Source organism: Micromonospora chokoriensis, from assembly GCF_000718555.1.
In the GTDB taxonomy this organism is placed as follows: Bacteria; Actinomycetota; Actinomycetes; order Mycobacteriales; family Micromonosporaceae; genus Micromonospora; species Micromonospora chokoriensis_B.
The window spans coordinates 64,735-78,137 of sequence record NZ_JOAN01000005.1; the positions used below are offsets into that span (position 1 = coordinate 64,735).

General features: G+C 63.9%; 4 protein-coding genes (1 of these 4 running past the window's edge). All 4 read right to left on the reverse strand.

Going from position 1 to position 13,403, the window contains the following annotated elements; genetic code table 11:
• Positions 1 to 10,467: the 5' portion of a toxin glutamine deamidase domain-containing protein gene (locus tag IF46_RS32380; protein ID WP_036391511.1), read on the reverse strand. The gene continues 24,909 nt to the left of window position 1, outside the view; the window shows 10,467 of its 35,376 coding nt (coding positions 1-10,467); its start codon is at positions 10,465 to 10,467; its stop codon lies off the left edge, out of view.
• An 81-nt stretch (positions 10,468 to 10,548) separates the two neighbouring features.
• Positions 10,549 to 10,884: a hypothetical protein gene (locus IF46_RS34285; RefSeq protein ID WP_157562773.1), complete on the reverse strand. Its 336-nt coding sequence runs from the start codon at positions 10,882 to 10,884 to the stop codon at positions 10,549 to 10,551.
• Complete coding sequence (locus IF46_RS0109070) at positions 10,884 to 11,342, reverse strand: YbaB/EbfC family nucleoid-associated protein (protein WP_198041397.1); 459 nt, start codon at positions 11,340 to 11,342, stop codon at positions 10,884 to 10,886. The genes IF46_RS34285 and IF46_RS0109070 overlap by 1 nt, the downstream gene beginning before the upstream one ends.
• Complete coding sequence (locus IF46_RS34290; RefSeq protein ID WP_157562776.1) at positions 11,332 to 13,377, reverse strand: WXG100 family type VII secretion target; 2,046 nt, start codon at positions 13,375 to 13,377, stop codon at positions 11,332 to 11,334. Before IF46_RS34290 ends, IF46_RS0109070 begins: the two co-directional genes overlap by 11 nt.
• Between the last annotated feature and the right edge of the window lie 26 nt (positions 13,378 to 13,403).

A 13,403-nucleotide genomic window follows, 5' to 3' on the forward strand; every position in this document is an offset into this window, starting at 1 on the left:
CGTGGTGAACAGGTCGATGAGGGCAAACTGGCTGATCTGCCTGTCGGTGGCGCTGACGCCGCTCGTCACCAGCGGACGCTGGTGGTCGACCGCCACCTGGAACCTCGCCCAGGCGATGGCGTCGCGATAAGCGTGGGTGCGGTGCCCCAGAAGTTCGAGGTACGCCCGGGAGTCTTTGAGCTGTTCCCCGTGCGGCCGCCCCAGTCTGACCTGACTCGCCGTGCTGTTGTCAGCCCAGGCCCACGTCGATTCACCGCCAAGTGTGGCGATGAGCGTGTCCGGCGTGGTGACCGACGCGTCGACAACGGGTCTCCCCAGCGCCGCACCGACGAGACTCGTCGCGAAGACCACACAGTTACTGTTCAACAAATGGTAGTCCGCGACGGAGCCTTCCGCGGCGAACAGATACGCATTCATAAGTTGTTCTGCATTGATGCGATAGGTGCCAAGAACCCGAGCATGCTTGGCCGAGACGTAACGCTCATCATCGTGAATCGCGCCTCTCGCACCAAACAAGCCCTCGTTCGGATAGAAGCCGAGGGCCACTTGATTCCCGTTCGGAAGCCTGACCGCGACCACGGCATGACCTGGACTGAACGGCACGTCGTCAGCCAGCACGCGAGATGGCGCGGCCACCAAGACCAGTTCAATATCCTGTGCCGGGTTGTCGATCTCCCGCTCGGCATGCTCCCGCAAGGGTCGAGCAAGGTCGATGAACTTTTCTACCCATTCCTGAGGCTGCGAGTTTTCCACCTCGAACTGCCCGTCCGGCGGTGGAAGCACGGTGAAGCCGCGGAGCGTGCCATAAGACTGACCCAAGCGCTGCGACAACTGCACCGCGGCGCTCTCGCCGTTGGCGACATACTCTGCCGCCACCATCGTGGCGAACGAATCAAGCATGCCAAGCTGCGCCTGCTGACTGAGGGTAGTGACCTGCCCCTGCCCCACCACCGGACGCTGATGGTCGAGCGCCACCTGATACCGGGCCCAGGACTGCGCCGCGCTCACACGCTCGCGATCCTCGCTCGACTCCAAGGAACGCCTGGCAGACACCAACCTCGTCGCATCCGTGTAGCCCAACGTGGTAAGCGGATCGGTCGCGTCGGACCAGGTCCGGCTGGAATGCGGCGACATCGCCACAACGAACTCGGGCACCGAAGCGTCCATCGGCGCGTCGGTGATCGGGTGACCCACCGAAGCCTTCGCGAACCTCCGCACGAACTCCGCGCTGCCCTCTTCCAGCGAACTGGCCCAGAGATCGGGGTGCGACTGACTGAACAGGACCGCACTCATCAACTGCGCCGGGCTGACCCGAATCGTCGCAGCCACCCTCGACGAAGGGTCAAGAACGGAGCTGACCGACGGATCCACGCCAAAACTCACCGGTTCGACCCGGCCCGGGACGCGGACCTCAACCCAAACCCGATCACCGGCCGACATCACCACGAGATCGATCTCGGGCTGCGTGCCCTCCGCCCCCACCCGCTGCAGATACTCCTGCAGAGGCCGCACACGCTCCGTCATCAACACGAAAGGTTCACCGGTGAGCCGCACCCGCTGCGTCTCCAGCCCCCCACGCGCGCCGGGCGCGGGAGGGGACGTCGGCAACCAGCTCCGCCACCCCTGAACACCGACGTCGAAGTTCAACCATCCATCGGTCAGGGTTCTTGAGTTCTCTGGCTGAGAGATGCCCGTGGTCAGGGGCAGGAAGTCGATGCTGTCCACGGTGGCAGGCAAGCGGGCCGGCCGGCCCGTCTGTCCATCCAGGAAATATACGTTGCCGTCGGCGTTCCGTACTGCGTTGAAAGCGTGCCCGACGGTGTTTTCCCCGGGAGCCCGCACCACCACGAAACCGCGGGCACCTGCCTCGGCATTCTTCAGCGCCTCTTGCACCGAGGCGATATCACGAACCCGATAGATCCGCCCCTCGGCGTTGTCCGCGAGTCCGAGTTTCTGGCGCTGATAATTCAAGAGGTCACTGGCGGGCAACGCCTCGGTGCCACTGGCCTGATACGGCCCGTCGCCCTGCAATGACATGTCCGTCGCGATAGCGGTGATCGCACAGTTCGTCGTGAAAACGCCCCACCACTTCAGACCCAAGTTTGGATTCACCTTGGGCAGCCATGGATAAGCAGCATCGACAGCCGACCTATCCGGACTATTATCGATCTTCTTGGTGAACAGGAAGTGCTGCCACCCGTGACCTGTCTTCCCCTTACCCCAATCGGTCAGGCTGGTCATCTCGTACGAGTCCGCCGAGTGGGGCAGCGGTCCTCGCTCGCTGCGTGACTGCGCGTCCGTTGCCCGTGTTTCGCGTCGGCCGAAGGTGGTCTCGCGCTGCTGCCGCCTGAGTTTGCGTGGCCGCTGCGGCGGTGCCGTCGTCGTGGAGCGCTGCTGTTGAGGGCTCGAGGCGGGGGGTTGGTCGGTGTCGGTGGGGTTGCTGCGCTGGGCGGGCGGTTGTTCGGCGGCGGGGGTGGTGTCGGTGGGGGTGGCGGCATTGATGGGCGTGGTGATTGACCAGTAGGACTGGAGCCTCTGCGACCATCCAGGGCGGTTGCGTCTGATGGTGCTGCTGGCGTCGGTGAGGACGTGTGCCAGCTCGTTCGGGTTGGCCAGGACGGTGGGGTTGACCTTGAGCGTGTAGGGCGTGCGGTCTTTTTTGCCGTTGTCGTCGGGGCGATGGGTGATGCTGGCGTGCGGCACGGTGTCGTCGGCGGTGACGGTGATCGTTGCGGAGATGGATCCTTCGACCTGGACGTGCAGTCGGTCGTCGGCGAGGACGTCGTACCAGATGCGGTTTCGGGTGGGGGGTTGCTCGATGTGACCGACCGCGGACCAGAGTTGTTCGCGTTGCGTGGTGCGGCTACTGATGATCTTTTCGCGTGATGCTTTGAACGCCTTTTGCAACGCTGCGGCGTCCGCGTCGGTGGTGGTGACGGCGTCGGCGGTTACGGCGTCGGTGGTGGTGGTGTCGGCGGTGGTCAGGGTGATGGCGCGTAGGTCGTTGAGATGTTTGTTGTTGGTGACGTCGCGGCCGTGGTGGGTGCGGAGGTTCGCCACGACCGCAGTCCAGCGGGCCTGTGAGCCTGGTTCTTCGGTGCGGAGTCCGAGTTCGTCGAGGAGAACGGCGAGTTCGGGGAGGAGTATCTCGACGTTGAGGTCTTCACGGGCGGTGTTACGGCGGGACTCGGTGGCGTCGAGGTCGGTGAGGATGTCGTTGAGTCTGGTCACCGCGGATCGGTCGGCGGCGGTGAGACGCACCGGGGTGGAGTTGCCACGACCGTCAGCGGGTGCGTTGCCGAGGGTGGGTTGGGAGGGGGTGTCGAGGGGGCGGCGGGTAAGCACGCGTAGGGGTTCACCGCCGTGTCTGATGTCCGCGATGCGGGATCCGAATCGGCGGCTGCTGGTGCTGAGGGACTTCCCGGTGCCGATTACAAACTTCTGCGCCGTGTCACCGAAGCGGTAGATCCATTTTCTGTTCTTGTCCGGCATCAAGACCGGCACAGGCACGATCTTTGCGTTCTCCTCTACCACCTTCTGGCCGTATTCGCTGATGTTGCTGACGAAATCGGCGGTGGTCCAGGGCAGCCGCCTGACCTGCTCCTGGGCGCCTTGCTGCCGCACGACCTGCCGGTAGAGAGGTTCGTTGACGCGGACGAAAGTCTCACCGGCGGCGGTGGCGACCTGAGCGGCGACGCCGGTCGCGATCAGGGTGGGGACGACCGGGCCGCTGGCAAGCAGACCCACACCGGCGGCGAGGCCGTAACCGGCGCCCTGCCCGATCATCGCCGGGAGGTGCTTATAGGCGATCTGGTGGAACCACCAGGCCTCCTTCGGCCGCTGGGCACCCCGGTTGATCTCCTTCTGGTGACGAACCAGAGCCGCGGTCTCGGAGAAGCGACGCCAATTCGGGCGTTGCGACGCGTCAGGCAACGGAAGTAGCGGGACGTTGGTTTCGTCCGCCAGCATGGCGTCGACAAGCTTCTTGGTCTGTTCCAGCTGAAATTGCGCGTCCCACGCGGCCAACGCGACGGCGTCACGGAACTCAATGTCCTTGGCCAGGCTCCACCCCGCGCCATAGCCGATACCCCGCAACGCCGCACCGATGGCGCTGGTGTCGGCCAACCCGACCGCGTTACCGAGAACATGCGCCAACGTCATCGACGGAACCTGCGCTCCGGTGTGCTGCACCCCCACACGGGTAGCGTTATGCCACACCTGCGGACGACCGTCCGGCACCCCGCGATCAATCAAGTCATAGCTCTGCGCCCCTGGTGCCGCAGGCGCAGACCGGAACGACTCCAAGAACCGCTTCGCCAACGATCGCCGCTTGTGCAGATCCTCGATCTTGTTGTCGACTTCCTTCTTGACCTCATCCTGGATCGCCGCCAACTTGGCCGACAGCGCACTCAAGTCGGCACGCGACTGATCATCCAGCCCCCGCGAATTGGCGTTCAGAACGTCCAACTCGGCATCCAAGCGGACCAACTCGGCATCCAGAGCGTCAGCTTCTTCACCGGCAGCCACTTCCCGGCGGCGAGCTTCCACTATCTGACGGCGGTCTTCCACCGTCCGGCGTTCGGCTTCCAGGCGTCGACTGGCTTCGACCCACCGCTCATACATTTCCCGGGTGTGGTAATACGTCATTTCCGCCCACATATTACGGCGGTGATCCGGGCTATGTTTGCGGTAGTGGTCGAATCTGCCCTTGGCCTCAGCTTCCGGCTGATCGAATACCCAGTCAGAACCAGCGCCAGCCAGCAGACTCTGCCCGGCCTGCATACCCAGGGCCGCCGCGCCGATCTCCCAGTTACCCGTCAAAGCACCGGTCATCACCAACGCCGCCGACGAACTCGTACTCGCCGCCGGGAAGCGCTTCGTCAACTGTGGAGTCGGCAAACCAAACGCCGGAGCGGTATACCGGCCCGCCGGACCGCCCTTCGGCGCGGCAAGCGTGTCCTTCGGCGGCCCACCACCTGCGGCGATATTCGCCGCCGCACCATCGGAATACGCCTGCGTCGCATTGAACACCGAAGCGCTGACCATGCTGTTCCCGATCAACCCCGGCGCCCGACCCGCCACCAGACCAGCGGCCCCCGTCTGCACAACGGTGGCCGTCGCCCAGAAACGACGCACCCCATGCTCAACCAACGGCGGCTTGTCCGACAACGGACCCTTAACACGGATCCCCTCCCGCCGACCCACCGCCGAGTCGACCTGCCGCCGAACCTCCTCAGTCAACCCAACCGGCTGGCCCTGCCGATTCCGCTCGTCCTGGTCACTGCGGAGTTGCCTGAGCTCGTTGTCGATCCGGGTCCACTCACCACGAACGACCCGACCAGCCCCCTGCAACCAACCATAGGACGACTTCACCCACCGTTTGGCCCGCCGCACCCCGAAACGCCGGCCCTGGAAATACAGCCGACGCACCGCCTCATGCTGGGCCAACAACGACCGCGCCCGCAGATCGTCCTCACTAGCCCCTGGGAGCCTCCGCTGATACGCCCACCGCGTCAACTCACCAGCCACGCCGATCGTGATTGACGCGTCACTTGCATCACCACGAACCTGCAACTCGGGCGCGCCATCCACCTGCGCAAGCACAACACTCGTATGAGTCGCGCCATCCCATTTAGCCGGGTCGACCACCCGCACCGGAATCCGCTGAAGATCCCCCTCAATTACTTTCTCCGAGCCCTCCGGTGGCACACCCACCGTCAGCACCTCGTCCTGCAACGCACCGACCTGCATGATCCCCGGCTGCGCGACGAACCCTCGCACCGCCCGATCCACACTGCTCAACACCTCAGACTTGTCGGGCTTGGACCGCACATGCAGCATCAACTGCTCTGCCACACCCGTCGGAACGTCGTTCACGGCCAGGCGGCGCAACACCACCTCACCCCGATGCGCACCGCCATGCAAATCACGCAATGCACCAGCCCGACGCAAATGATCTGCCGACGCCACCAAATCCTTATGCGACTGCGGCGGATCAGCTGACACACCCCGCAATTCCGCAGTCAACGACCGGAGCTGCTTTTTCTCATCGTCATTCGGCGAATGCCGCCACCAAGCGGACCGGTTCTCGGCAGCAAACGGCCCTGGCCTGGCCGGCTTATTCCTCTTCCACCTCCCCGGCACGTCCGCCACCGGCGAATCCGGAACCGCGACATCCCCGGCCCCAACAGACGAGCCACTAGCCGGCACCGCAGAAACCACACTCGACGTGTCAGAAACCACAGGCGGCGTCACAGAGACAGCGGGCGGGGACACCGGGACAGTGGTCGGCGGGACCGGATCCGCCACCGACGTGACAGGAGTCCGAGTCTGGTCGACCCGACGATCACCGCCGGCAGGAGGCACCTCAAGCTGACGCAGATCGTTCTCATCATCGACCAGTCCCCGCACCACCGTATTTCGAGGCAGCGCCAGCCGCCACGCCTCCGGAGTGAGCTCAGTACTCACCACTTCTTGGCCTGGCGTCAACTCGGTCAGCACAAGCCGTTCGTCCGTGAGGCGCTCGACCAACACCACCCCGAAGGGAGCGCCCGCCTTTTGCACCCACAAAGCAGTCACCGAGCCCGACCGCAACTCTTCCAAATGAGAAGCCAAGTCAGCGGCCGGGAGGTTGTGCCCCCAATGCCCGCCAAGCCGTGCCGCCAAGATCGATACAGGCATGCCACTGTCGGTGCTACCAGCCGACACACCGGGCGAGCCAGCCATAACCCTGAACGCCCATTCCGCGGGCTTTACCGCCGGCGAACCCTCCGCCGCCCGCCGCACCGACCCCTCATCCAGGGCCGACACCCACATACCCGACGACACGTCCTCTTGCCCGGATGCGCCGGGACGAGACTCATCGGCCCCCGGTACCCCACCGACCAGCTCGCTGTGATCGGGGACGACCCTCAGATGCTCGTACGATCCCTCCTCATCAATTGTCGCGGCAATGGCGTCATCAACGCGTTCGATGAGGTCCGCCAACGCAGCGCCCGACTGCGGCTTCGGGACGTCCTCACCGTGTGTCTTATCGCGGAACAACGCCAAATTCTCGCGAACCTTGACGAGCTGCTCAGACCAGACCGAGTCCGCAGCACCCGCGTCGAGGCCGTTGACCGCGTCCATGACAGCGAAAGCTGATGTGACTTGGTCCCGCCAATGCGGATTCTCCATCGGATCGGTCGATTCAGCGAACCGCTTATCGATCAGAGGCCGAGTGTTGGCGAGGGTGGCTTCCTTTATGTTGTTCACCCATCGCTTCCGCTGCTTCTGGTCGAACACCCGAACCGAGCCCTTTGGCCGTCGAATATCGGCCGTCAGCGGCAGGAACTCAATCGTATGTTCACCCGCAGGAAGGCGAGCCGCCCGACCGATCTGTCCGTCCATGAAATAGACTTTGCCATCGGATCCGCGCTCCACATTGAAGACATGCGCCGTCTTGTCCTTGGGAGTCCGCACCACCACGAGACCACGCGGGTGATCGCCCGCAGGCGGCGTGCCGACCTCTTCCAAGGCTTCTCGAACCGCATCGATATTCTTGACCTGGAAAGTGATCCCAGGAGCGTCGTCCCGCAGCTGGAGTTGCTCGCGCTGGTAGTTGATTAAATCCTCATAAGGCAACGATTCTGTGCCACTCGCCTGATGCGCATAACGTCCCCCTGACGACTGCAGCGACATATCCGTCGCGATCGCCGCAACCACACAGTTCGTCCTGAAAAGACCCCTGCGCAAACTCCACTTCGCATTCCGCGGATTAACCATTTCCAACCACGGATAGGAACTCTTGACCTCAATATCCGATGGATTCTTGGGAATCTCGCTTGCGAACATCGCACTGTTCGGCGCATGACCAACCCGCCCACCGAACAGCTCTGCATCCATTGGATGCGGACTCCGTGAATACGGCAACCGCCCCAACCCACTACGGGCCTGCGCATCAACCCGCCGCGCATCAGACCTCGACGAGCCAGCCGGCCGAGGGACGGCCTGCGGCGCGACGCGAGCCGGCTGGGTCCTGGTCTCACTCCCGCCCACCGACGCACCAGCGCCACGGCCACCCATGCCCTGACCGGAAGCCCCAGGCACCACCCGATGCTGTTCCGGCATACCCGACACGGTCGCCCGCCCACCCGTCGTCGGTGTGGCTGCCAGTCCTGCCACGGGTGGAGGAGTGCTGGCCGGCATCACCACCGATGCCACACCACCCACCGGACCAAGGGGAAGCTGACCCAACTGATCCGTGTCGGTGAAGACCACGAAATTCGTGGAGAAGACCGCCGGCGTTTTGTCGGCCGGCCCCGACCAACCCGCCAGGTCGAACTCCGTGCGGATCGCCTGCTTCTTCCGAACGGTCTCGACCTGCACAAACCGGCCATCCGCAAGCCTCTCGACGAGGACCACATTTACCGGTGCATGCCTAAACTTCTGAGTCCACACTGCGGTCACCGACCCGGGGCTCAACCGCTCCAGATCACCCACCGCGCCGCGGCGCCAACCCCCACCCAACTGACTCGCGACCATGTCCAACGAGTCCGCACCCGGCTGATCAGCAGCATTGCCGGAGTCGCTCCGCACCCGAGTCAGGACACCCCGCACCCGCCCCGCACTCGTGCGTGTCAACTGACTAGAACCGGCGGTCGCCAACGGGGCATCCAACAGATCTGCCGACCGCTGCGGCATCTCCACACCTGCCGGCATCGACATCCCCGGCAGGGAGGAGGACCCCACGACACCTGAAACGGCACCCGGCACGCTTGGCACACCCGCAACCGGCACCGGCCCGGCCATCGACCACCCGCCGGGCCGCGCACCCGACTGCGAGTCACCCTGCGTACCCATGTGGGAACCGGTCTGCGCACCCGACTGCGAACTCACCTGCGCACCCGACTGCGAGCCCGACTGCCCACCAACCTGCTGCGCACCCGACTGCGAACCCAGCTGCCCACCAACCTGCTGCGCACCCGACTGCGAACCCGACTGCCCACCAACCTGCTGCGCACCCGACTGCGAACCCACCTGCGTGCCCGGTGGCATACCGGTCTGCCCGCCCGGTGGCAGGCCCAGCTGCGGGCCGGTCTGGGTGTCGGAGGGGCCTCCAACCAGCGGCACGCTGCCGCCGGTCGTAGCATCCCTCGTCGAACCACCCAATGTTTCACCCAAGGTCCCCGCGCCCGGCGAGCCCGCTCCACCGGTGCCCACGCCCGGACCGGCGCCTGGGATGGGATCAACCTCGGAGTACGCCGGAGGCAGCGACTCATACGCCGGGGGCGGCGGCTCGTACGTCGGCACCGGATCCATGTCCGGATCACCCGTACCCGGCGTACCTGTGCCCGGCGTACCCGTGCCCGGCGTACCCGTGCCCGCCGTGCCCGTGCCCGCCGTGCCCGTGCCCGCCGTACCCGTGCCCGCCGTACCCGTACCCGCCGTACCCGTACCCGCCGTGCCCGTACCCGCCGTACCCGTACCCGCCGTACCCGCGGTCCCCGTGCCCGGCGTGCCCGGCGTGTCCGTGCTCGACGTGTTCGTCGCATCGCCGCGGCGGGGCCCACCACCGCCGAGTGCATCCCGGCCGGCGCCGATTCCCCCGAACGTCACGTGGTTCAACATCGACGACACCACCGTCGGCGCGAGGATGTTGGTGTCGATCTGGCCGTTCATGATGCCACCGACGGCTATCTCGGTGACGAGCTCCTCGGCCGCACCGAACACCATGCCCGCCCCGGCCCCGAGGGCTTTGCCACCCTTGCCACCGGGAGCATGAGAGGCGACGCTCTTACCCCCGACGTTCGTGTTGCGACCCAACCGACGCGCCCCACCCTTGCCGGCCCCGAAAACCCCACCGACCAAGCTCTCCAAGGCGCCCCCGGCCACCGCGTCCTTGGTGTTCTTGTGGTTCCATCCCCCCTGATACTTCTTATTCCGACTGTCCAACTGCGCGACGAGGTCGACCAACAGCTCGTACAAGACGTTGAACGCCGCCGATAGCGCGGCCTTCTTGGCGAGGCTCAGAAACAGGTGGAAAAGGCCCTTCCGAACCCCCTGCGACTTCGCCATCCATTCGGCCAAGAAGAGCGGATTGATCCAGAAGAGCTTTAACGCGAGAATCAACTCGTACAACAGCAATGCGGTGATAGCCAACACGGTAATAATCACGTAGTTGAACAGCGCGGAGTACTGAGTCATCATCTGCGCCAACAGCCGCACAAAATCCGGAGCGTCTTCCAGCGACTGCGCCACACCGTCGGCCGCATCGACAAACGACTCTTCTGCCTCGCCCATGATCCCGTCACGGATCGACTTCACACCATCGAGGAAGTCGAGACCTGCGTCATCCAGATAGCCTGCGATCTCGTACAGATCCTGCGCCAAAGCATAGAACCGCTCCGGCTCCAGACCCGGAAGCTCCTCACCATAAAACCACTTGAAGAACTCCGCCAGATCATCAGAACTCTGGAAGTCAGGCACCGCAACACACCCCGATCTCACCGCCGATGGGGCTACACCACCGAGTGGTGCAGCCCCATCACCAAATAATTACTTAGTCGATCATGTCCGAGTCGGCACATTGCTGAGGTCGACGCTTTTAGCAAGCTTCAGGGTCATGTCCTGAGCTTCCTCAAAAACCTTTTTAACGTTTTTGACACTATTTGCGTCCACATCCTGGAGCGTTTCGAACGCCTTGACCAAGACTCCCAACAACTCGAGCGGCTGCTTCATTTGTTTCATAACTTCGCGATCCATGCTGCAGCGCTCCTTACCGGGAGGCCAGTTCTCATCAATAGCTTTTTTCAAACCCGTACTGGCCTTCTCGACTTGGGCTCGGGATCGGCCCAACTTCGCACTGTCGATCAACGTGGGGTCAGCGCCAAGCTTCTTGCCCATTACCGCTCCTCTCGTCGCGTATTGCTCGACGGCGTGTTCGAGAACATACGGTCGGCGGCACGCATCGCCTCAGACATGATCTCGTCGAACTCAACTGAACTGTTCAACAGGTCGAACGCTGGCATACCGCCCGGCAGGAACGTCTGCAGCAGCTCCGTCGTACCCGCGCGTGCCTGCGTCCGCGCCGCGTCGATGGTCTCCACCAGCAATGCGCCCAGCTCGGCGGGGGCCATCTTCCGATAGGCCACGGTCGGGAAGTTGATCTCCACGACGTCGCCCTGCCCGTCGACGGTGACGCTGACGGCTCGGTTCTTGGCGGTCAGCGTCGACGCCTTCTCCGCTAGCCGCCGCTCGAACTCCGCAAAGGCAGTCTTCTGCTCTTCGAACTCGGCGTACGCCTGCTCGAACCGACTGTTCAACGGACTGGACAAAACAGCTCCCTTCAGTTCAGTAACCACGGCCTTGTCGGCGGCTCGTGCCGTGAGACGGTGCGTTCGGCGTACCGGGCGACTGCGGGACAGTAGGACGAGTGGACTCCTCGCCAAAGCCGTCGAAGTTGTCGTCGCGTCCGATCACACCGACCAACACGTCCGGTTCGGTGCCCCAGACCTCTTCCTCCTCGGCCAACCAGGTCTTGCGCTCGCGGTCCTTTTCCTCAGCACCGCCGCCCATCCCCCCGCCGCCGCCCATCGGGCCCATCGGACCCATCGGACCCATCGGGGTGCCCATCGGACCCCCGCTAGCGAGGCCCGCGGCGCTACCAGAACCAGCCCCCGGCACCGAGCCGAGCTGGTCGGCCTGCATTCCACCCGGCAGCGCACCAGCGGTCGCACGCTCACCCGGCGCACCACCAAACCGTTCACCACCGATCTCACTGCCCGCGCCGCCGAACATTCCCGGCAACGGCTTCCCATCCGGCAGATCATCGGTGTCAATCGTCAGCGGCCCCTCATCGAACTCCCCCGCGGGATCACCAACCACGCCAGAGCCAGGCTTGCCATCGTTCGGCGAGGGCCGCCCAATGCCACCCGTCGATCCCCCAATCGAACCGATCCCACCGCCAACACCGCCGGGAGGAATCGGCCCAAGACCCCCAGTAGGTCCACCCACCCCACCAAGACCCGAACCGGGAGTCGTGCCAAGCCCTGATTGGGGATCGTCACCAAGCCCCGGAACCCCCGACTCAAAACCACCCGCCGGCGGCAGTGAACCAATGTCCGGGCCACCAGTGCCCGGACCACCCGATAGACCTGGAGCATCCCCAACACCCACGCCGTCCCCAACACCCAGGCTGTCCCCAACATCCCCGACGCCCGGGGCGTCGCCAACACCGAGGCTGTCCCCAACATCCCCGATATCCGGACTGTCCCCGACACCTGGACCGTCCTCGAGACCCGGACCGTCCCCAACACCGGGAACATCCGCGCCGGGACCACCCTTGAGATCCGGACCTCCCGCGCCGGGACCACCCTTGAGATCCGGACCTCCCGTGCCAGGACCACCCTTGAGATCCGAACTGCCGGGAGGCGGCGATGGAGTCAACATATTCACGGCGGTATCATCGAGGCTGTCCCGGAGGGCACCATAAATCCGGCGCATCTCTTGATCCAGATAATCCAGGCCCTGCTTGTAGACGGCGTGCATCTCGTTGTTCAGCCGGGCAAGTTCACTGGCAAAGCCGAAGTTGTACGGCCGGACAACCCCGTCTCCGAGGTCAAGGTTGAAGAGCGGCGAGCCATTACGGATGGCCACCTGAGCCTGGATCTGTTTCAATACGTCGGAGATAATCTGACCCGGCCGATGAGACATGTGACTTGACCAGGCCATCCAGAGCGCCCGCGAATCAGTCCAGAAATTCTCCGCGGCGTGCCCGTTCTTGTGCAGCATCTCCGACCAGTTCTTAGTGGACTGGAGATCATCACGGAGAACCTGCATCTCCTTCCGCAGATTCTCCATCGATTTTCGGAACGCAGTCGCCGCCGCGCCCGACAACGTCGACTGACTGCCCGTCAAGTCATCTATCTCTCGCTTCAACTCGGCAAGAGCATGAACCAGCCAACTCTCCGCGTTGTACATGGTCTCAGCCGCCGCATGAAACGACTTCGGATCCAGCGGCAACGGAGACTCGGGCGAAAGCAAGGTGTCACGAGATTTGTCCCAGAAATCTTTTGCAAAAAGATCATTAGGAGAATTCTCACCGCCGGCAAGCCAGTCGATACGGAGCTTGACATTTATGTGCCAATGGTCCATGGACGGCCAAACGCCAGAGTCGCCGATCCACTTGTAGAAATTAACTTCGTTGACACCTGCGTTATTGCCAGCAGCAATATCCCGGTATTTTCTCTTGTAGATTTCGATTTCATGGCTGATCACGCTGATCCAGGGAGCGTTGAACCAGCGGGATCGTTCAGTCGCCGTCATTCCTAACACCTGGCGCAGCGCGTCTTCCCACTTAAGGCCCTCCAGGCCCGTCCCCGGCGCTGGCTGCGTCATCGATACTCCTCATTCAACCCAACAGC